The sequence below is a fragment of the Bradyrhizobium macuxiense genome (assembly GCF_001542415.1).
GTDB lineage: Bacteria > Pseudomonadota > Alphaproteobacteria > Rhizobiales > Xanthobacteraceae > Bradyrhizobium > Bradyrhizobium macuxiense.
This window is the reverse complement of record NZ_LNCU01000077.1, coordinates 9,346-29,596: the sequence shown is the minus strand read 5'-3', so window position 1 is coordinate 29,596 and position 20,251 is coordinate 9,346. Positions and strand designations below refer to the sequence as shown.

The 20,251-nt window shown below is 65.2% G+C and carries 17 protein-coding genes, 1 pseudogene and 2 riboswitches; of the genes and pseudogenes, 7 read left to right on the top strand and 11 right to left on the bottom strand.

Annotation, left to right across the window (positions count from 1 at the left end):
• Window position 1: 1 nt before the first annotated feature.
• The 5 genes from AS156_RS22310 to AS156_RS22290 are packed head-to-tail and all read right to left on the bottom strand — an operon-like array spanning window position 2 to window position 6,444.
• Window positions 2-631 carry a precorrin-8X methylmutase gene (locus AS156_RS22310; RefSeq protein ID WP_066508738.1) on the bottom strand — a complete coding sequence of 210 codons (630 nt, stop codon included), beginning with the start codon at window positions 629-631 and terminating at the stop codon, window positions 2-4.
• Window positions 631-1,794 carry a precorrin-3B synthase gene (gene cobG, locus AS156_RS22305; protein ID WP_066508787.1) on the bottom strand — a complete coding sequence of 388 codons (1,164 nt, stop codon included), beginning with the start codon at window positions 1,792-1,794 and terminating at the stop codon, window positions 631-633. The genes AS156_RS22310 and cobG overlap by 1 nt, the downstream gene beginning before the upstream one ends.
• Window positions 1,791-5,039, bottom strand: a complete 3,249-nt coding sequence (gene cobN, locus AS156_RS22300) for a cobaltochelatase subunit CobN (RefSeq protein ID WP_066508736.1) — start codon at window positions 5,037-5,039, stop codon at window positions 1,791-1,793. The genes cobG and cobN overlap by 4 nt, the downstream gene beginning before the upstream one ends.
• Window positions 5,039-6,073, bottom strand: a complete 1,035-nt coding sequence (gene cobW, locus AS156_RS22295) for a cobalamin biosynthesis protein CobW (protein WP_066508734.1) — start codon at window positions 6,071-6,073, stop codon at window positions 5,039-5,041. The genes cobN and cobW overlap by 1 nt, the downstream gene beginning before the upstream one ends.
• Window positions 6,070-6,444 (bottom strand): DUF1636 family protein, encoded by a 375-nt coding sequence (locus tag AS156_RS22290; RefSeq protein ID WP_066508732.1) that lies wholly within the window; start codon window positions 6,442-6,444, stop codon window positions 6,070-6,072. Before AS156_RS22290 ends, cobW begins: the two co-directional genes overlap by 4 nt.
• Before the next feature lie 91 nt (window positions 6,445-6,535).
• Window positions 6,536-6,744: riboswitch (cobalamin riboswitch) on the bottom strand.
• Between the two features lie 38 nt (window positions 6,745-6,782).
• Between AS156_RS22290 and cobO the strand changes: the two genes are divergently transcribed.
• Together cobO and AS156_RS22280 are read left to right on the top strand one after the other, a co-directional pair.
• Window positions 6,783-7,436 (top strand): cob(I)yrinic acid a,c-diamide adenosyltransferase, encoded by a 654-nt coding sequence (gene cobO / locus AS156_RS22285; protein ID WP_066508730.1) that lies wholly within the window; start codon window positions 6,783-6,785, stop codon window positions 7,434-7,436.
• 25 nt (window positions 7,437-7,461) lie between these two features.
• Window positions 7,462-8,910, top strand: coding sequence for a cobyric acid synthase (locus tag AS156_RS22280; RefSeq protein ID WP_066508728.1), 1,449 nt, complete (start codon window positions 7,462-7,464; stop codon window positions 8,908-8,910).
• A 5-nt stretch (window positions 8,911-8,915) separates the two neighbouring features.
• On the opposite strand, the gene cobD is transcribed toward AS156_RS22280, so the two are convergent.
• A complete protein-coding gene (gene cobD, locus AS156_RS22275) occupies window positions 8,916-9,881 on the bottom strand; it encodes a threonine-phosphate decarboxylase CobD (protein ID WP_066508727.1) in 966 nt (321 codons plus the stop codon).
• 11 nt (window positions 9,882-9,892) lie between these two features.
• Complete coding sequence (gene cbiB, locus AS156_RS22270; RefSeq protein WP_066508723.1) at window positions 9,893-10,834, bottom strand: adenosylcobinamide-phosphate synthase CbiB; 942 nt, start codon at window positions 10,832-10,834, stop codon at window positions 9,893-9,895.
• Window positions 10,835-10,959: 125 nt separating this feature from the next.
• Here cbiB and cobU point away from each other — a divergent pair, with 125 nt between their 5' ends.
• From cobU to AS156_RS22250, 4 genes and pseudogenes are all read left to right on the top strand, one after another.
• Window positions 10,960-11,463: a bifunctional adenosylcobinamide kinase/adenosylcobinamide-phosphate guanylyltransferase gene (cobU, locus tag AS156_RS22265; RefSeq protein WP_066508721.1), complete on the top strand. Its 504-nt coding sequence runs from the start codon at window positions 10,960-10,962 to the stop codon at window positions 11,461-11,463.
• A 19-nt stretch (window positions 11,464-11,482) separates the two neighbouring features.
• Window positions 11,483-12,115, top strand: a complete 633-nt coding sequence (gene bluB / locus AS156_RS22260) for a 5,6-dimethylbenzimidazole synthase (protein WP_066508719.1) — start codon at window positions 11,483-11,485, stop codon at window positions 12,113-12,115.
• 79 nt (window positions 12,116-12,194) lie between these two features.
• Window positions 12,195-12,392: riboswitch (cobalamin riboswitch) on the top strand.
• Window positions 12,393-12,743: 351 nt separating this feature from the next.
• Entirely contained in the window at window positions 12,744-14,771 is a 2,028-nt protein-coding gene (locus AS156_RS22255) for a TonB-dependent receptor (RefSeq protein WP_430641808.1), read from the top strand.
• Window positions 14,772-14,773: 2 nt separating this feature from the next.
• Window positions 14,774-16,204: pseudogene (locus AS156_RS22250) on the top strand (PepSY domain-containing protein); the annotation flags it as partial.
• A 114-nt stretch (window positions 16,205-16,318) separates the two neighbouring features.
• On the opposite strand, the gene AS156_RS44755 reads toward AS156_RS22250, so the two are convergent.
• The 4 genes from AS156_RS44755 to AS156_RS22235 all read right to left on the bottom strand — a co-directional run bounded on the left by AS156_RS44755 (window position 16,319) and on the right by AS156_RS22235 (window position 19,542).
• Window positions 16,319-16,666, bottom strand: a complete 348-nt coding sequence (locus AS156_RS44755; protein ID WP_245313008.1) for an amidase family protein — start codon at window positions 16,664-16,666, stop codon at window positions 16,319-16,321.
• A gap of 135 nt (window positions 16,667-16,801) precedes the next feature.
• The coding region (locus AS156_RS41060; RefSeq protein ID WP_245313007.1) for an amidase at window positions 16,802-17,711 on the bottom strand (910 nt) is incomplete at its 3' end.
• A 24-nt stretch (window positions 17,712-17,735) separates the two neighbouring features.
• The gene (locus AS156_RS41055) at window positions 17,736-18,842 is read right to left on the bottom strand and encodes a D-alanyl-D-alanine carboxypeptidase family protein (protein WP_245313006.1); all 1,107 of its coding nucleotides are present in this window, start codon (window positions 18,840-18,842) and stop codon (window positions 17,736-17,738) included.
• A 142-nt stretch (window positions 18,843-18,984) separates the two neighbouring features.
• On the bottom strand, window positions 18,985-19,542 hold the full coding sequence (locus AS156_RS22235; RefSeq protein ID WP_066508708.1) for an HNH endonuclease: 558 nt from the start codon (window positions 19,540-19,542) through the stop codon (window positions 18,985-18,987).
• A 194-nt stretch (window positions 19,543-19,736) separates the two neighbouring features.
• Between AS156_RS22235 and AS156_RS44750 the strand changes: the two genes are divergently transcribed.
• Window positions 19,737-20,251, top strand: a 515-nt coding sequence (locus tag AS156_RS44750) for a chloride channel protein (RefSeq protein ID WP_347336642.1), incomplete at its 3' end; no start/stop codon positions are given.

Sequence of the window (20,251 nt, the reverse complement as noted above, 5' to 3'; positions counted from 1 at the left end):
GCTATTCGCTCCGGCTCGCCAGTGCATTGACGGCGGCAACCGTGATCGCCGAACCGCCGAGACGTCCCTCGACCGTCAACGCCGGCGCTGGCGGATCAGCCATCAACGCTGCCTTGGATTCGGCGGCGCCGACGAAGCCGACCGGGCAGCCGATGATTGCCGCCGGCCTTGGGCAATCCGGCTGCTCCAGCATGTTGAGAAGATGAAACAGGGCGGTCGGCGCATTGCCGATCGCAACGATCGCGCCGGCCAGGTGCGGCCGCCAGAGCTCGAGCGCCGCCGCGGAGCGCGTGTTGCGCATCGATTGCGCGAGCGCGGGAACGGCAGGGTCGCAAAGCGTGCAGATCACGGCGTTACCGGCCGGCAGGCGCGCGCGCGTAATTCCCTCCGACACCATGCGCGCGTCGCACAGGATCGGCGCGCCGTTCTGCAAGGCGGCACGTGCGGCGATGGCCATGCCGGGCGTGAAGCGGATGTCGGCTTCGAGTCCCACCATGCCGGCGGCATGGATCATGCGTACGACGACCGGCTCCTCGTCCGGCGTGAAGCGGGCGAGGTCCGCCTCGGACCGGATGGTGGCAAAAGATTGCCGATAGATCGCGGCGCCGTCGGTCTCATAGGTATGCGGCATCAGCGGTCTCCCGCCAATGCGGAAGGATCCGCGACAATGCTCGCGCCGCTCAGTCCGCGCATCACAGGTGCATCTCGCGTCGAGCCGTTTCGGACAAGATCAAAGCCATCGTTTGTTGCAACAAGTGTAATCGTGGCTGGACCGGAATGCGCGCAGCCCTTGGCGCAGCCGGAGACATGGAGCCGGGCGCCGGCCGGTATATGCGGCGCGAGCACAGACGCCAAGGCGCGCGTATCGGCGTGGGCCTTACGGCAACGCGGTGCGCCGCTGCAGGCGATCGCCCGAAGCGCCGGATCGTCGGCCCGCGTAATGAGGTCCGTATCTTGCGGCATCTCGCCCATTCCTTCCGCCAGCAGCATCCGCCACGGCGTCAGGCGAAGCGCTTGTGCGGCGGTGGCGAGACGGCTGAGTGTCTGATGCGGCACCTGGCCGAACGCGACGCCAACCATCGCGCCTTGCGGATAAAGACCGGGAAGCGGTTCGGCCGCGCGCGGCGCCGGCTCGGCATCGCCGCGAAGCGCGTCGGGCAGGCGCGCGCCGGCCGCGATATGCCGTGCCATCCGCCGCCTGTCGCCCTTGGCACCGCCGGAGGCGATGAACCATTCGGCCAGCGCGAGCGCGACGGGCACGGCCTCGCTCCGCGTGACGGAACGGCCGCGGTCGGCACCATCGGCGCGCACCAGCAGCTCGCCAGCCGAGTCGCGCTCGATCCGGACGTCCGCTGACGCCCCGGCCAGTACCCGCTCATGACCATCGTCGATGGCGAAACCAAACTTGGTCGGAAGATTGAGCGGAGCGCTGGTCAAACCGAGCTCTAGCTCGGACGCAAGAGACGGCGTATCGTCACCCGCGGACCAGAACGGCGTCACCAGAATGTTGCGCCGCGCTTCGCTCTCGGAATCCGGATCGAGCAATCCAAGACGCGCGAGCCCATCGATCAAAGGCAGGTGGCTGTCATCGCTGACGCCGCGAATCTGAAGGTTGGCGCGACTGGTCAGATCGATCAGCCCGTTGCCATGCCGCCCAGCCAGTTCGGCTATTCCGGCCGCCTGCGCAGCGTCCAGCCGCCCGCCACGCGGGCGGATCCGCACCACAAGCCCGTCGCCCGACTGCATCGGCCGCAGCGCGCCGGGACACCAGCCCCTGACCGCAACTGTGCTCATGAAGCCTCCCGCAGCGCGGCCGCGATCGAATTGCGCCGCGTCTTCCACAGCGATGCCTCATGCAAGCGGGTGAAGCACGTTTCCATCGCCGCCAGCGCCGCCGGGTTCTCACGCTCCATGAACGCGCGAACCTCGTTGTTGCCCAAGGTCGCATCATAGTAGAGATCGAACAGATGCGGCGGCACCGCGCCAGCGAGATGGGCGAAGGCCGCCATGTGTTCGAGCGTCGCGGTGATCTCTGCCGCGCCGCGGAAGCCGTGACGCATCATGCCCGCGATCCACGCCGGATTGGCGGCGCGTGCACGCACCACGCGCGAAATCTCCTCGGTCAGCAGGCGGGCATGCGGCTGGTCCGGCCGCGTCGCGTCGAGGTGATAGAGCGATGGCGCGCTCGCGCCAAGGCGCGCAGCCGCCGCAGCGATGCCGGCCTCATGCGCGGCATAGTCCGCCGCCAGCAGCAGGTCGGTCTCCGGCAGGTCCTGGGTGTGGACGAAGGCATCGGCCGAACCAAGCCTTGCCTCGATGCCGGCGCGGTCGGACCGCATCTCGCCGTCGGATGCAAAGGCCCATGACGATGCCGACAGCCAGGCTTCGCCGGCCGCGTCGCGCGACTCCGGCGTGAAGACATCCGGCGTCGCGCCGGCGCCGACGCCATATTGTCCGGGACGGGGTCCGAACACGCGCGCTACGCGCTGCGTGTAGGGATTTTCGTCACCTTCTTCGTCGCGTTCGGACAGCGCCTCGGCCGCGGCTTCGAACAACTGGGCCAGGCCGGAAAATACGTCGCGGAACAGTCCCGACACGCGGAGCGTGACATCGATGCGCGGGCGGCCGAGCTCTGCCGGCGCGATGATGTCATAACCGGTCACGCGGCCCGACGCGTGATCCCAGCGCGGCGCGACGCCCGCGAGATGTAGGGCCATCGCGAAATCCTCGCCGGCGGTGCGCATCGTCGATGATCCCCAGAGATCGATGACGAGCCCTTTCGGCCAGTCGCCGTGGTCCTGCAGGTGACGGCGCAGCAGCTCCTCGGCAAGCTTGACGCCTTGCGCATGCGCAGATGGCGTTGGCACGGCGCGCGGATCGACCGCGAACAGATTGCGTCCGGTCGGCAGCACGTCGCGGCGACCGCGATAGGGCGAACCTGACGGACCGGGCGCGACACGCTGACCGGAGAGGGCAGCGCGCAGCGCCTGCATCTCCGCCTCGCCACAGGCGCCCTGGCCGAATACATGCAGGCCGTCGCCGAACTGGCTTTCCTTGAGATCGCAGACGAAGCGGTCGATCTGCGGAATGGCCTCGGCAGCCGAGACCGATCCGGCGAGACCCAGATCCTCTTCCAGCCCCGCGATACGGGCTTCATCCCGGATCGCCGCAATCAGGCGCTGGCGCCGCGCGGGATCGAGGCCGTCGGCGGTGGAATATTCGTCAAGCAATTGTTCGAGACGGCGCAGGCTCTCCGGCAGTGCGGCGTTAGCCAGCGGCGGAGGCAGATGGCCGATCGTGACGGCGCCGATCCGGCGCTTGGCCTGCGCGGCTTCGCCGGGGTCATTGACGATGAAGGGATAGATCACCGGCAGATCGCCGATCAATGCTTCCGGCCAGCAGGAGGACGACAGCGCGACCGATTTGCCGGGCAGCCATTCGAGGGTGCCATGCGCGCCCATGTGCACGACGGCGTCGATACTCTGCTGCCTGAGCCAGAGGTAGAACGCGACATAGGCGTGGCGGGGCGTGCGGGAGAGATCGTGATAGTCGGCGTCGCGATGGCCGATGTCACCGCGCTCCGGCTGAACGGCGACCACGGACCTGCCGCACTGGATCGCGGCGAAATGAAATGCGCCGCCGCGGCAATCGGGATCATCCTCCGGCGTGCCCCAGGCGCGCGCAAGGTCGTCCTGAAGCTGATTGGGAAGGGCGGACAGCGCCGTGCGATAGTCGGCGACGCTCCAGGTCAATTTCTGCCGCAACGGAGTGTCGCCGAGCGAGTCCATGATCGCGACGTCGAAGCCGGCCGTCGCGAGATCAGTCAGTAGCGCGTCGACCGAAGCGAGGGCATCGAGCCCGACGGCATGCGCGATCTGGTGGGGACGGCCAGGATAGTTCGAGAGCACGATCGCGAGCCGCTTCGCGTGCGTCGGCTTGGTCGCAAGCCGGTGCCACGCCGCCACGCGCGCAGCGACCGCCGCGACGCGTTCCTCGTCAGGCCGGTGCGCCAGGTGCGCAAATTGCAGATCTGGATCGCGCTCACCGGGCGACTTGAAACTCACGACGCCTGCAAACAAGCGGCCGTCGACCTCCGGCAATACCACGTGCATCGCCAGATCGCCGGGTGAAAGACCGCGAAGCGATTCCGCCCAATCGTCGCGCTGTGCGGTCGACAAGGCGACCTGGAAGACCGGGCACGATACGGAATCGAACGGCGTCGTGCCGTCGTCGCCGATCGCAGAGAAGGCGGTCGCATTGACGATGGCGGCGGGCGCACATTGCGCGAACTGAGCGCGCATCCAGTCGGCGACGCCGGTTGCCTTTAGTGAGGTGATGAATACGCCGTAAGCATCGAAGCCCTCCTGTCGCAACGCGCCGATCAGCGCGTCGACCGGCACCATGTCACCTGCCGCGAGATAGGCGCGATAGAACGTCACCAGCGCCCGCGGGCGATTGCCAGGCATCGGCGGCGTCGCGATGACGCCGAGTCCGGGATCGTAGAAACCAATCTCTGGAAGATCGATCTCGCCGGCGACAGGTCCGGCATAGAGACCCGACGCCAGCGCCAGCTGTGCGATCACGGCCTGCGCCGCGACCGGACCGCCCTTGTCGCAGAGCACCTTGAGCCTGCGCAGTGTGGAAACCGGCAGGGTTGAGAATTCATCGAGCCGCAGGTCATCGCGGCCGTCTGCCGGCAACACCGCAAATGCGATGTTGCGCTCTTTCGCCAGGCGGTGCAGCGCGGCCAGCCCATAGGACCAATAGGGTTCGCCGCCGATCAGGCGCACGAGGATGCCGCGCGCCTGCGACAACGTCCGTTCGATATAGGTGTCGACCGACAGCGGATGGCGCAGCTCCGCCAGATTGGCGAGCCGCAGCGACGGCAGCGATCCGCGGCCGCGCCGCCAGCCGAATGCAAACGCTGCAAGATCGCTGTCCGAAAACGAGAGCACCACGAGGTCGGCCGGGTCCTGGCCGAGATCCCTTGGTGTCGCGGTCTCCTCAAGACCGCGGCTCTCGCGGAAGACGACGTGCATCAGACACCAAGTCGCGCCCGGATGGCGGCCTCATCGATATCGCCGTGCTCGCCGATCACGACCAGCTTGGACTGCCGCGGCCGCACGCCCCAGGGCATGTCGAACTGGTGCCTCACCCGCTCGCCGACCGATTGCACCAGCAGGCGCATCGGCTTGCCTTCGATCGCGATATAGCCCTTCGCGCGCAGCACGTTCTGCTCGCGCGCCAGTCCCTTGATCGATGCGATGAGCGTATCGACGTCGGCGATTTCCGGGAGGTCGATCACCACGGAATTGAAATCATTGTGTTCGTGCTCGTTCTCGCCGTCGTGGTGAGACGGACGCGCCGCGAGGTCGTCTTCGGCGGCGGCCTCGAGGCCCAGGATGACGCGAGCATCGATCGCGCCATCCACGACAGGCAACATCGGCACCTCTCGCGGCATCTCGGCCGCGATCACCACTTTGGCGGCCTCAATCCCTTCGGAGCCGGCCAGATCGGCTTTGGTCAACAGCACGATGTCCGCGCAAGCGATCTGGTCCTCGAACACTTCCGACAGCGGCGTCTCGTGGTCGAGGCTGTCGTCTGCCGCCCGCTGCGCGTCGACGGCGGCGGGATCCGGCGCAAAGCGGCCGGCGGCAACGGCTTCCGCATCGGCAAGCGCGATCACGCCGTCGACCGTGATGCGCGAGCGGATCTCCGGCCAGTCGAACGCCTTCAATAGCGGCTTCGGCAAAGCGAGCCCCGATGTCTCGATCACGATGTGGTCGGGCTTCACGCGGCGCGCGAGCAACTGCTCCATCGCCGGGATGAAATCGTCGGCGACGGTGCAGCAGATGCAGCCATTGGCGAGCTCGACGATGTTCTCGCTCGGGCAATTGTCGTGGGCGCAGGACTTCAGGATCTCCCCGTCGACGCCCTCGCTGCCGAACTCGTTCACCAGCACCGCGAGCTTCTTGCCGTTGGCATTCCTGATCAGGTGCTGGATCAGCGTCGTCTTGCCCGATCCGAGAAAGCCGGTGACGACGGTGACAGGCACCTTGGTGAGCGTGTTCATTCTGCGGCCTCTGGCACGACGGCGATGGGGGGAATACGGGCGAGCGATTGCTTGCGAAAGATCTCCGGGCGGCTGCGCCACGGCACGATGCCATCAGGCGCCGCCGCATAGGCGGACGCACCGGCAATCACATCCTTCGCATTGGCTTCGGACAAGCGGCCGTAGACATAAGACCATCGCCCCGGCGCGCTGAGCGCGACCGAGCAACCCTGGTTGCACGCCGACAGGCATTCGACGGGAACCAGATTGACGCCATCAGGCACACCGGCATCGAGAATCGCGGCATGCAGCCGCGCGCCGGGCCTTACCTCACCTTCGTCCAGCGTCTGGCCGGCGCGGCAGGTGATACAGACATGAAGTGTAACGCTCATCGCCCTTCCTGAATTGACAGCGGGAGGCGATGAGGCAGACGAACCGTTCGATCGAAGGTTCGTTCCCCGTCGCGGAACACCCCGTCCGCTGGTCTCAACGTCTGCGTTGGCAGGTCTCCCGGCTTGCGGAGCAGGGCTTTGCCCTTCGATCCCCGCCTTCCCGATTCCGTTGGGAATCAGTGGCTTTGGGCATCTCTCCGGTCACGGTCGCGGGGGCGGCTGCGCTTCGGGCCGACTTGAGCCCTATCGCATTCCCTCTTCGCCTGTCGTAGGACAGGAACCAACGTGGGCCCACCATTCGTCCAAGCCCAGAACTTGTCAAGCCGAAGGAACGCCGGATGATGTCCGAACCAGACGCCACCGAGAACGAAGCTGGTGGCTCCGAGGCTGCGCTGGACGAGCGCCATGCCACCAAGATGGCCAAGAAGAAGGCCGCACGTGACAAGATCATGGCGACCAAGAGCGGTGAGAAGGGATTGATCATCGTTCATACGGGCGCGGGCAAGGGAAAATCATCCTCGGCCTTCGGCATGATCGTCCGCTGTGTGGCCCATGGCTTTCCCTGCGCGGTGGTGCAGTTCATCAAGGGCGCCTGGGATACCGGCGAGCGCCGTCTGTTGACCGGGCATTTCGGCGATCTCTGCCAATTCCACGCGATGGGCGAGGGCTTCACCTGGGAAACCCAGGATCGTAGCCGCGACATCGCTGCAGCGCAGGCCGGCTGGGAAAAGGCCAAGCAGCTGATCTCGGATCCCACCTTGCGCATGGTCGTGCTCGACGAGATCAACATCGCGCTTCGCTACGACTATCTGGCGATCGCCGACGTCATCGAATTCCTGAAGACGTCGAAGCCTCCGATGACCCATGTCGTGCTCACCGGGCGCAACGCCAGGGAGGAGCTGATCGAGATCGCCGACCTCGTCACCGAGATGACGCTGGTGAAGCATCCATTCCGCTCCGGCATCAAGGCGCAGCCGGGCGTCGAATTTTGACGGTATAGCCAGGCAAGCAGACGCGATGGCACGCGCATTGATGATCCAGGGAGCGGGCTCGGACGTCGGCAAGTCGCTGATCGTCGCGGGCCTCGCGCGCGCAGCCAAGCGACGCGGGCTGCGCGCGCAGCCCTTCAAGCCGCAGAACATGTCGAACAACGCGGCAGTGACCGTCGACGGCGGCGAGATCGGACGCGCGCAGGCACTGCAGGCGCTTGCCGCCGGCGTCGAGCCGCACACCGACATGAACCCGGTGCTGCTGAAGCCGGAGACCGATGTCGGCGCGCAGATCATCGTGCAGGGCAAGCGTGTCGCGACCGCTCGCGCCCGTGAATACGCGGTGATGAAGCCGTCGCTGATGGGCGCGGTGCTGGAGAGTTTCGCGCGGCTGAAGGAGCGCGCCGATCTGGTGCTGGTCGAGGGCGCCGGCAGCCCCGCCGAAGTCAATCTGCGCAAGGCCGACATCGCCAATATGGGCTTTGCCCGCAGGGCCGGCGTTCCGGTCGTGCTGGTCGGCGATATCGACCGCGGCGGCGTGATCGCGCAGCTGGTCGGCATCAAGACGGTGATCGATCCCGACGACGCCGCGATGATCCGCGGCTTCATCATCAACAAGTTCCGTGGCGATCCGACGCTGTTTGACGACGGCTACCGGCTGATCGAAGCGCGTACCTCGTGGCGTGGGTTCGGCGTGCTGCCCTGGTTCGTCCGCGCCGGCGAACTACCGGCCGAGGATGCGCTCGGGCTCGGCGATGCGCGTAAGCCCAGCCAGTGCAAGATCGCTTTTCTTGCGTTGTCGCGCATCGCCAATTTCGACGATCTCGATCCCTTGAAGCTCGAGCCCGGTGTCGATCTCGTGATGGTGCGTCCCGGCGAGGCAATCCCGGGCGATGCCAGACTCGTTATCGTGCCCGGCTCGAAATCCACCCGCGGCGATCTTGCCTTTCTGCGTGCGCAGGGTTGGGACATCGATCTGCTGGCGCATCATCGCCGCGGCGGCCACGTGCTGGGCCTGTGCGGCGGATACCAGATGCTCGGGCAGAGCGTCGCCGATCCTGATGGGATCGAAGGTCCCGCCGGCGATACGCGCGGCCTCGGACTTCTTGATGTCACGACGGTCATGACCGAGCAGAAGACGCTGACCCGCGTCGCCGCCGTTCATGCCGCCAGCGATCAATCGATCAGCGCCTACGAGATTCACATCGGGCAGACCGACGGCCCGGATCGAGCCCGGCCATTCGCATCGGTCGACGGCGCGCCGGAAGGCGCTGTGTCGGTCGATGGACGGATCCACGGCAGCTATCTGCACGGCCTGTTCGCGTCGGACGAATTTCGCAAGGCCTTCCTTGCGCAACTGGACATTCCTGCCTCAGACCAGGCGTACGGCGCCAAGGTCGATGGCGCGCTCGATGCGCTCGCCGATTACATCGAAGCGTATCTCGATGTCGACGGATTGCTTGCGCTGGCGCGCTAGGATTTTCAGCGCGACAACACCGCGGCAAGGCGGGACCATTCTGTTTCGCTTCCGGGCAGGCCGAGGCGCAGCCATCCCGGCCGTTGCTGGAAGACGCGCGACCAGATCTGACGACGCGCCAGCTTCTCCTGCGCGGCGAGAGCGTCACCGGTTTCATAGAGCCGGAATAAGGCCGTGCCGCCGACCAGCGTCCAGCCCTGCGATCGCACCGCTGCATCGAGCCTGAGGCAATCGCTCGCCAGACGCGTTGACGTCGCGGCTTTCCAGGCATCATCGCGCAAGGCGCGGCGCCCGATCGCAATCGCGGCGCCTGACACCGGCCATGGACCGGTCTGCGCGGCAAGCGCGGTGATGTCTCGCTCGCAGCCGATCGCAAAGCCGAGCCGCAGGCCGGCCAGGCCGTAGAATTTTCCGAACGAACGCAGGATCAACAATCCCTCCCGGCCAGCCTCTGAAGCAAGCGACAGGTCCGGGGCGGCGTCGGCGAAACTCTCGTCGATCACGAGTCGGCCGAGGCGCGGCAGAAGCGCGAGCAACTCGCCGCGATCGTGGCGTCTCCCATCGGGATTGTTGGGATTGACGACCACGGCGAGATCGGCGCCAGCGAGTGCTTGGAGATCGGAAACCTCCGTGACGTCCCAGCCGGAGGCCGAGAGAATCGCGGCGTACTCATTGTAGGTCGGCGCAAGGATGCGCGCCCGGCCACGCGATGACAGATGCGGTAGTAACTGAATCGCCCCCTGCGCGCCGCCCAGCGCCACGATCGGCGCATCGGTGGCATAAGCGCGCTGTGCCGCCTCATGCAGCGATTCGATGTCTGATCGCGACGGCAACGCGCTCCACAGTCGCGGCTCCACGTCGACTGAGGGATAGGGCAGCCGGTTGATTCCCGTCGACAGGTCGATCCAGTCGTTCGGCTGGCCGCCAAACGTCCGCTGGGCGACGTCGAGATTTCCACCATGCTCACGCATTTGTGGCTCCTTCACGCGAAGGCCAGGAGCGCAAGCACCCCAGCCAACAGCATCATGGCGCGACGATAGAGTTTCAATCCGCGGCGAATATCCGTGGCGGCAGGATCGCGCGCGCCCTCGTTCAGCCAAGGCTCATTCGCCGTGCTGCCGTGGTAGATGCGCGGACCGCTCAGCCGCACGCCGATCGCGCCGGCCATGGCGGCTTCCGGCCAGCCGGCGTTCGGCGAGCGATGGCTCCTCGCATCGCGCAGCATGCACGACCATGCCTGCGAAGGCTTGGGCGCAAGCAGCACGAAAAGCAGACCGGTGAGGCGCGCCGGGATCAGATTGGCGAGATCATCGATGCGCGCGGCGGCCCAGCCGAAAGCCTCGTGCCGCTCGGTGCGATGGCCGATCATGGAGTCCAGTGTATTGATTGCCTTGTAGCCGGCGATGCCGGGCAGCCCGAACAACGCGCCCCAGAACACCGGTGCCACGATGCCGTCGGAGGAATTCTCGGCAAGGCTCTCGATCGTCGCGCGCGCAATGCCGGCGTCATCGAGCGTGGCGGGATCGCGTCCGACGATGAGTGAAACCGCAGCGCGCGCGCCGGCGAGATCGCCGGACGCCAGCGGATTAGCGACCGCGGCGACATGGTCATGGAGCGAGCGCAACGCAACCAGCGGCCAGGCCAGAATTCCGACCAGGACGATGCGGGTCCAGCCTGCGGGGAGTGCGATTTGAATGGTCCAGGCGAGCGCCGCTGCCAGCGCTATCACCAGGATCGCAGCCGCAATGCCGGCCGCGCGACGCAGCGCAGGCGGGGCAGACGTCCGGTTCCACGCGGTATCGACGGCATTGATCAGCCGGCCGAGCCAGGTCACGGGATGACCGATGCGCGCGAACAGCCACACCGGCCAGCCGATCAGGGCGTCCACCGCCATTGCCACCGCCATCGCTCCCGCAAAACTCACGCACACTCTCCCGCCTCGATCTCCCCTGATGCGCAAGACATTGAGCGAGCGCAAGCCCTGCGCGACCGAATTCGGCTTTGTCTTTCACCGCGTTTGGTGGTTACTGCTGGCGACAGGAGATCATGATGGCCGTCATTTTGATAACGGGCGGGGCCCGATCGGGAAAGAGCCGGCGCGCCGAAGTCCGCGCGCGCTCTTTTCCCGCGCAGCCCGTCTATATCGCGACGGCGGAAGCGCTCGATGCGGAAATGGACGAGCGCATCGCGCGGCACCGGGCGCGGCGCGGCCGCGACTGGATCGAGCGGGAGGTGCCGCTCGATCTTGTCGAGATGCTCACTGAAACTGACGGTGGCGGCGCACGGCTCGTCGATTGCCTTACGCTCTGGCTGTCAAATCTTCTCCATGCGGAGCGCGACTGGTCGCAGGAGGTTACGCGTCTTGCCGATGTGTTGCCGCGCCAGCATAGCCCGGTCGTCCTGGTCACCAACGAGGTCGGCCTTGGCATCGTGCCCGACAATGCGTTGGCACGTCTCTTTCGCGACGCCGCCGGTCTCATGAATCAGACGATTGCCGGCGTCGCCGACGAAGTTGAATTCGTCGTGGCGGGCTTGCCGATGAAGCTCAAATGAAGATGGGACGACGACGCTGATGATCTCCTTCGACGATACGTTTCGCCGGCAACTGCACGAATTATTCGTGTGGCGCCGCGACGTGCGGCGCTTTCGAAGGGATCCGCTGCCGGACGGCACGCTGGAGCGATTGATCGACACGGCCTGCCTGTCGCCGTCGGTCGGACTGAGCCAGCCATGGAGGTTCGTCATCGTCGAGGACAAAGCGAGGCGCCTTGCTGTCATTGAGGACTTCAGGGCCTGCAATGCCGATGCCTTGCAGTCCTATTCGGGTGAGCGCGCGGCGCTGTACGCGGCCCTGAAACTTTCCGGCCTGGAGGATGCACCCGGCCATCTGGCTGTGTTCGCGGAAAAGACGAGCACCATCGGCTCCGGCCTCGGGCGTGCGACGATGCCCGAAACGACAGAATATTCCGTGGTGGCTGCCATCTGCTCGATGTGGCTTGCCGCGCGCGCCGAAGGCATTGGGCTCGGCTGGGTGTCGATCCTCAATCCGATTCGCATCCACGACATTCTTGATGTGCCGGAGGCCTGGAAGTTCATCGGCTATCTCTGCATCGGGTATCCTGAAACAGAGTGTGACAGGCCGGAGCTTGAGCAGGCCAAGTGGGAGTCGCGGCGAAATTCGAGCGAGTTCACGGTCCGGCGCTGAACAACATGCGCGCGCCACTACGCGAGCACTCTGGTTTGTCGCGTCGGCGGGCGCGTTATTGACAGTTATTTCCAAATGAAACTATCTTGATCGCGACGGTTCTCCTTCGGGAGATCAAAAGGGAATGCGGTGCGGGCGCGAGCTCAAGGCCGCAGCTGTCCCCGCAACTGTAAACGGCGAGCCTTTCGTCAATTTGCCACTGGGCCAAGCGGCCCGGGAAGGCGTCGACAGGCGATAACCCGTGAGCCAGGAGACCTGCCGTCAGTCGTGGTCACACGCGAGCACATCGGGCGGGGGCGTCCTGGTGGGGGTCGGCGCATTGCCTTGCGGCATGCGGTGTCCGCGTTCGCGGTGACGTGCCACGTTAACCGCGAGTCCTTTCATGTCCTCGTCTTTCCCCATAGCGCTCGGATGGCGCCTTGGCCTCGTTTGTTCAGTATCACCGCTGTTGCTGCCGGTTGAAGCCTGGGGGCAGACCGCTCCGTCAACCAGGTTGGATCCCATCCAGGTCTCGCCTCCCGACACGATCAAACCGAAACGTGCCGCGCGAAGCAGCAGGACCGCATCTGCGCGGTCTCGGCCGAGCCCGGCAGCAAACGCGGGAGCGCACGGTACGCCCCAGCCCGCTGTGTCGTCCGCTTCGGCTTCGCCGACCCTCAACGCCACCCAGTCGGAAGGAACGGGCAGCCGCCTCAATCTGACGCCTTTGCAGACACCGGCGAGCGTCGAGACCATCTCGTCCGAAACTATTGCCGAGCGCGGCCAGCATAATGTGCTCGATGCCGTCACGCAGAATGCGGCGGGCTTCACCGCAACGCCCGCGCCGGGCAATGGCGGCCTGTCGTTCAGTACGCGCGGCTTCGCCGGCAGCAATTCGGTGATGACGCTGTATGACGGCACGCGCTTTTATATCGGCTCCGGAACCCTGACGTTTCCATACGACACCTGGTCGACGCAGCGCATCGAGGTGCTGCGCGGACCGGCCTCGGTGCTGTACGGCGAAGGCGCGATCGGCGGGGTCATCAATGTGATCCCGAAGAAGCCGCTCAACACGCCCTATAACGAGGCCGAAGTCTCGCTGGACAGCAACATGACGCGCCGGCTCTCGGTGGACAGCACCGGTCCGATCAATCCCAATGTGTCCTACCGCATCAATGCCACCGGCAACATGTCGGACGGCTGGGTCGATCGCGACAAGACATCGAACGTGGCGGTCTCCGCCGCGGTGCGGGTGCAGGCATCAGAGAATCTCGCCTTCACACTCTCCGAGGACTATGGCGACCGTAGCCCGTCGCGTTATTTCGGTACGCCGGTGATCAACGGCGGAATCGTCGACGCTCTGCGCTTCAAGAGCTACAACGCATCGGACAGCACGATCCGCTATCAGGACGGCTGGACCCAGTTCAAGACCGAGTGGGATGCCGCCGACGGCATCAAGGTCAACAACACGCTCTACTACCTGACCAGCGAGCGGCACTGGCGCGACATCGAAAACTACACCTGGAATCCGGCGACCCAGCTGATCAATCGCTCCAGCTACATCGAAATCTTCCACGACCAGAAGCAGCTCGGCAACCGGATGGATACGACCTTCAGCGGTCACATCTTTGGCCTTGCGAACCAGTTCGTCACGGGCTTCGACGTCAACCACATCGATTTCACCCACACCAACAACTCACCTTACAACGGTGCATCGTCGGTCAACCCTTACGTTTTTGACCCAGGATCGTTCTTTGCAACCACGTCTCCGACCTCGCCCGGCTTCAATGCAATCGTCAATCAATACGCGCTGTTTGCCGAGGACCGGCTGTCGCTGACCGATCAACTGTCGCTCGTCACCGGCGTCAGGTACGACCGGCCCGAGGTCGATCGCACCGATTACAGGGTGCCGTCGAACAGTTTCGACGTCGCGCTGTCGGGCACCAGCTGGCGCGCCGGCCTCGTCTATGAGCCGATCAAGAATCTCGCGTTCTACGGCCAATATGCCGTTGGCGTCGATCCGGTCACCAATCTCATTTCGCTGTCGACCACGCAGAAGACCTTCCAGCTCGCCACCGGCAAGCAGACCGAGATCGGGGTCAAGCAATCGTTCTGGAACGGTCGCGGCGAGTGGACGCTGGCGGCCTATGAGATCGTCAAGACCGGCCTGACCATTCCTGATCCCAGCAATCCCACAGGCGGCCTGGCACTGCAGATCGGTCAGCAATCATCCCGCGGAGTCGAGGGATCGGTCGGGCTCGCGCTGAACGACGGCTGGCGCATCGACGCCAATCTTGCGGTGCTGCGCGCCAGGTACGACAACAACAGCCAAGTGGTCGGCGGGAAGATCGTCAGCTATGACGGCAACGTCCCCGTCAACGTTCCGCAGCAGGTCTCCAACATCTGGCTGACCTGGGGCTTCGCGCCCAATTGGTCGGCCTATGGCGGCGTGCAGATAGTCGGCCAGATGTATTCCGATCTTGCCAACACCCAGGTGCGGCCGGGCTACAACCTGGTCAATGGCGGTGTCAGTTGGAAGCCGGATGACCGCACCACGGTCGCGCTCCGGGTCTACAATCTGTTCGACAAGGTTTACGCGGTGACCTCGAACGGCACCGGGCAGTGGCTCCTGGGCATGCCGCGCACCGCGGAACTGTCCCTCAACGTGAAGTTCTGATCATGCGCAGCGCGCTGATCCGGCGAGGACGGCGATGGCTCTACATCGCCCATCGCTGGATCGGCATTGCGACATGCCTGCTGTTTGCGATGTGGTTCATGTCCGGCCTCGTCATGATGTACGTGGCCTTTCCGCGGCTGACCGACGCGGAGCGCCTTGCCGCGCTCCCCTTCATTTCCTGGAACAAGGTGCAGATCACGCCGGATCGCGCGATGGCGGTCGCCGGCGTGGAGCATTATCCGCGCGACCTGCGCCTCTCGATGATGAATGATGTCCCTGTCTATCGGGTGACTCCGTGGAAGGGCAGGGCCGTTACCATTTCCGCAGTCGACGGCAGCATCATTGACGGCATCACGCCGGAGCAGGCCCTGGCGATCGCCGCCCATCACCCTGATGCGGTGCAGCCGCATCTGCTCGAGATCGTGACGCGCGATCAATGGTCTGTCACGGCGCGCTTCGATCCCTTGCGGCCGCTCTATTTGATCGCGCTCGGCGATCGTGGCGGCACGGAGCTCTACGTCTCATCCCGTAGCGGCGAGATCGCGCTCGATACGACGCGGCAAGAGCGGATCTGGAACTGGCTCGGTTCGATCCCACACTGGATCTATCCGACCGTGCTGCGCAAGGACGGTCCGCTGTGGCGGCAGGTCGTGCTGTGGATCTCAGGCATCTGCCTCGTGGTTGCGGTCACAGGCTTCTGGATCGGCGTTCTCCGGCTGCGGCTGTCGCGCCGTTATGCGCACGGCGCCGTATCGCCCTATCGCGGCTGGATGGCCTGGCATCACATCGCCGGCCTGATCGGCGGCATCTTCGTGTTCACCTGGATGTTCAGCGGCTGGCTGTCGCTCAACCCAGGCGACGCGTTCTCGGGTCGCGGTATGACGAGGGATATCGCGGTTCGGTATAGCGGTCACGACGCGCCTGACATCGTTGCCGCGTTCCAATCGACGCCGCCAACGCCGGCAGCCGAGGCGCGCTTCGTCTGGATCGGCGGACGCCAATTGATGGTGCTGGACGACAATAGCGGCCGCCGAAGTCTGGTCGACCCAGCGACGGGTGCGCCGATTAGTCTGTCACACGAAGAGATCATCGACGCCGCGCGCCACGCCGTCCCCGACGCAGCGATGATGTTCTCCCGGCAGATCGACGAGCCCGATGCTTACTGGTACACGCTGCATCACGAGCGCGAGTTTCCGGTGCTGCGGGTCGGCTTCGACGATCCGGTCCACACCTGGCTGCACATTTCTCCCATCACCGCCGAGGTCCTCGATCGCAGTGACGACGGACGCCGCACCTATCGCTGGCTCTTCAACGCGCTGCACAGTTTCGATTTCCCGCTGCTGCTGCGTTATGTCCCGTCGCGCGACATCGTGGTCTGGCTGCTGTCGCTGGTCGGCACGATCATATCGATCAGCGGCGTCGTGATCGGCTGGNGCTGCGACGCCGTTCGGCGCGCGCCGCCGATACGAACCGCTTGCGTCGATCCGAAAGTCAACGCGCCGGTGAAAGTCTCGCAGCAGGAAGATGATCGCCTCAGCGAGATGCGCTCATCCCCTCGGGTCGATCGGCGTCAGGCGTGGCGCGCGTGCCTCGATCACCTCGGCTGCTGCGAGACAGATATCCTCGCGGAAGCGGCCCGCGATCACCTGCACGCCCACCGGACCGTCACCGGCAGTCCCGGTCGGCACCACGACCGAGGGGAAACCCAGCGCCGGGACTGCGAGCAGCGGCCGCTGGGCGTCGATCAACGCCCGCACCACCGCGGCGTCTTCCTGGTCCTGTCCGAAGCGGAACGGCAGTTGCGCCGATACCGGCAGGATGATGATCGGATAGCGTTCCTGAAACAGCTGCCAGGCCCGCAGGATGGCGAGCCGCTGTTCGAAGCAGGCCAGCACCTGGTCGCCGTCGAGCTCCGGGGCATAGGCCAGGTGGCAATCCAGATTGTAGCGGCTCCTGTCGTCGCCGTAGCGACGGATCAGGGGCGCGAGCGAGCGCCGTTCCTCGTTGATGACGAGCCGATGCCAGATATNGCCGTGGCGGGGCAATCTCTTCCACGGCAAAGCCGGCATCTGCGAGCCAGCGCCCCGCCTGCTTCACAGCGGCGCTGACTTCGGCCGCTTCGTCGCCGAACGGCGATGGCGCGATCGCAACCCCGATCGGGCGGCTCAAGGCCGGCCCCTCGAGCGGCGCCGGGATCCAGCCGCCGTCCCGTGCGTCCGGCTGCGCCATCGCCGCCAGTGCGATCCGCAGGTCGGCGACGGAGCGCGCGAGCGGGCCCTGCACCGACATCATCTGCGCCGTGATCGGGCGATCGGCCGTGGCTGATGGATTGAAACTCGGAATCCGGCCCGGTGTCGGGCGCAGGCCTGCGACGCCGCAGGCATAGGCGGGATAGCGGATCGAGCCGCCGAAATCGTTGCCGTGGGCGATCGCACCCATGCCGGATGCGACGGAAGAGGCGGCGCCGCCGCTCGATCCGCCCGGCGTGAGCCGCTTGCTCCAGGGATTGTAGGTCGCGCCATGCAGGTCGTTGTCGGTGAACCACCGATGGGAGAACGCCGGTGTGTTGGTTCGCCCGACGATGACGGCGCCTGCCTTGCGCAAGTTCGCGACAACCGGACTGTCGTCGCTGGCGATGACGTTGCGGAATTCGACCACACCGTTGGTGGTGGCGCAGCCGCGCTGGTCGACGTTGACCTTCACCGTGACCGGGACGCCATGCAGCGGACCGAGCACAGCGCCGGCCTTGCGCGCAGCATCGGCGGTATCCGCAGCCGAAAGAGCTTCATCGGCGAGCACCTGGACGATCGCGTTCAGGGCCGGGTTGACGGTTGCGATGCGATCGAGGCTTGCCTGCACCGCCTCGCGGCTCGAAATCACGCCGCTCGCAATGGCACGGGCGAGATCCGCGGCTCTCCAACCCCACAATTCATTTCGCATGTCGTCACTCTTCCGTCGTCGTATTCATAGCTTCGCTGTTCTGGCGTGCTTCGCGACCTTGCGTTTTGCGGGCGGGGTTTGTTTCTCTTCGGCTTCAAGTCGCGGCGGCCGTATTCCAAGGCGGTGCTTGGCGTATTCTTCTCCGTCGATCGGACCGACGTGAGGAGGATCTCTATCAAGGTAAGGGCGTCCGATGCCGAACTCGCTGCCGTGTGCGTCAAGCCATTTCCAGAGAACGTGGGTCGAAGCGAGCCGCTCCGCTCGGGTTGCGCCCTCGATGCTGACGATGTCGGCCGCAAGCCCGTGACCATAGCCTCCGCGTAGGCTGCCACCGTGATAGGAGCGGTTGTTGGCAGCTTTCAGCCCGCTTGCAATCGATTGGCGATAGTCATCGCGGAAGCCGCTGGTGATGCCGGGCGACAGGCCCGCTTTCTCGGCCGCATGAAGCATGTAGAACAGCTTCAATTTGAAGTCAGCGTCCATGCCGCCGATGACATAGGTCTCGGTCGTCATGCCGGCCTTGTCGGCAGCTTTCGCATCCTTCCACGCAAAATCTTCGTCGATCCGCGTCGTGATCGTCTTTGTCTTCGTGACCAGCTTGCCCTTTCGCTTGATCGTGACCTGTTGGGTCGTTTCGCTGCTTATGGTGTCTTCCTTGGGAGCTCGCTGGTAGAGCGTCCACAGATATCGATCGACGCAAATCTCCAGCACCAGGCACTCATCAACGACCTCGACCGCGGCCTCATCGACTGCGGCCGCATCCGAGGTCTGACTGTCGCTAATGTTCGCCGGCGCAGGAATTGACGATGGCACAGCCTCCGGCTCAGGCATCGATGCAGCCGGCGGGGCTGTTTCAGTCTCGGGCGTCGCCAACGCCTGAACCGATGCCGCGGGCTGGCTTGCGGTCGTCTGGTCAGCGATCGGCGAATCGGCACTGGCGTGCGTCGTTGAGTCTGCGTGGACGGTAAACTCGGCCTGGGTCGGCGACGGCGGCGAGTCGTGTGTTGCGGGCGTTAGCCTGAGGTTGTCGGGAATGCCTGTCAGGCCAGACGATGCGGCCATCAGCACGACCAGGACCGGCATTGTGACGTCGCGGCACAGGTCTGACAGGACAACCAGGCGCGGATGCACGATCGCCGCCTCCAATGAACCCCCGTCAAAACGTTAGCCGGATACGCGACCGCCGCGCAATAGCCGGCGAAGGCGCGGTCATCGGGAGGCAGGAATGTGAGGGAGGGATGGCGCGTGAGGCGCCGTATGCCGCGATCCAGGCCTACGGATCGAGCTCAGTATCCCAGTAGAGATAGTCGAGCCAGCTTTCGTGCAGATAGTTCGGCGGGAACAGCCTGCCGTTGCGGTGGAGCTGGTGCACCGTCGGCGCGTAGGGCGTCTGCTTCGGGAACATCTTGGCCTGCTGCGGTGTCAGGTTGCCCTTGCGCAGATTGCAGGGTGAGCAGGCGGCGACGACGTTCTCCCAGGTGGTCTGGCCACCCTTGCTGCGCGGAATGATGTGATCGAAGGTCAGGTCGTCGCCCGAGAGGCAGTATTGGCAGGCGAAGCGATCGCGAAGGAAGACGTTGAACCGGGTGAAGGCGGGGTGGGTGGTCGGCTTGACGAAGGATTTGAGGGATACGACGCTCGGCAGCTGGATTTCGAAGGAAGGACTTCGTACCGCCCTATCGTAGTATTCGACGATGTTGACACGATCGAGGAACACCGCCTTGATCGCGTCCTGCCAGGACCAGAGCGACAGCGGGTAGTAACTCAGCGGCCGGAAGTCCGCATTCAGCACCAGGACCGGCCATCCGCCTTGCGAGACATGTGCGTTCAAATAACGCTCCTGACTCCCATTAGCTGCGAAGCAGCATGCACTCACATACTACAGGCAGCGTGACGGGATTGTGAAGAGCAATGAGCGGCTTATCCGCCCTGCGCTCGCCATGTTCCTGCCCCGATTGCATACGGCCCGTCAGGCCCGCTAAAGGGAGCAGGAGGCCCTTTGTCGGTCACTGACGGACCCTGCCGATGACGACCCTGACGTCCAGCTATTTCGAGGCCCCTCGCCGGCTCCGCGCATTCGTGCGCGCGCACGAAACGAGCCTCGTGGTGCTGGCCGTGCTGATCGGAGCGATCGGCGGGCTCGTGGTGGCGACCATGAGCGGGATGGTCACGGTGCTGCATGCCGTGCTGTTCAATTTGCCGTGGGGTGCGCGGCTGTCGAGCCAGTCGAGCATCGATCCGTTGCGTGCAATCGTGGTTCCAGGGCTTGGCGGGCTGTTGCTGGGAATCGCGTTTCTCCTGCTGCTGCGGGTCCGGCCGGCCCGCGAAATCGACCCGATCGAGGCCAATGCGCTTTATGGCGGGCGGATGTCGTTCCGCGGCAGCGTGATCGTGGCCCTGCAGACGATCTGGTCGAGCGGCGTCGGCGCCTCGGTTGGGCTCGAGGCCGGCTACACCCAGCTGGCGAGCGGCCTGGCCGCCTCGCTCGGACGCGGCTTTCACCTTCGCCGCAACGACCAGCGAATCATGGTCGGATGCGG

Excerpts from the sequence above, each read along its gene's own strand:
- AS156_RS22280 (WP_066508728.1), top strand. The coding sequence starts at position 7,462 with ATGGCACGCGCATTGATGATCCAGGGAGCGGGCTCGGACGTCGGCAAG.
- AS156_RS22290 (WP_066508732.1), bottom strand. The coding sequence starts at position 6,444 with ATGAGCGTTACACTTCATGTCTGTATCACCTGCCGCGCCGGCCAGACG.
- cobU (WP_066508721.1), top strand. The coding sequence starts at position 10,960 with ATGGCCGTCATTTTGATAACGGGCGGGGCCCGATCGGGAAAGAGCCGG.
- cobO (WP_066508730.1), top strand. The coding sequence starts at position 6,783 with ATGATGTCCGAACCAGACGCCACCGAGAACGAAGCTGGTGGCTCCGAG.
- cobG (WP_066508787.1), bottom strand. The coding sequence starts at position 1,794 with ATGAGCACAGTTGCGGTCAGGGGCTGGTGTCCCGGCGCGCTGCGGCCG.
- bluB (WP_066508719.1), top strand. The coding sequence starts at position 11,483 with ATGATCTCCTTCGACGATACGTTTCGCCGGCAACTGCACGAATTATTC.
- cobD (WP_066508727.1), bottom strand. The coding sequence starts at position 9,881 with ATGCGTGAGCATGGTGGAAATCTCGACGTCGCCCAGCGGACGTTTGGC.
- cobW (WP_066508734.1), bottom strand. The coding sequence starts at position 6,073 with ATGAACACGCTCACCAAGGTGCCTGTCACCGTCGTCACCGGCTTTCTC.
- AS156_RS22310 (WP_066508738.1), bottom strand. The coding sequence starts at position 631 with ATGCCGCATACCTATGAGACCGACGGCGCCGCGATCTATCGGCAATCT.
- cobN (WP_066508736.1), bottom strand. The coding sequence starts at position 5,039 with ATGCACGTCGTCTTCCGCGAGAGCCGCGGTCTTGAGGAGACCGCGACA.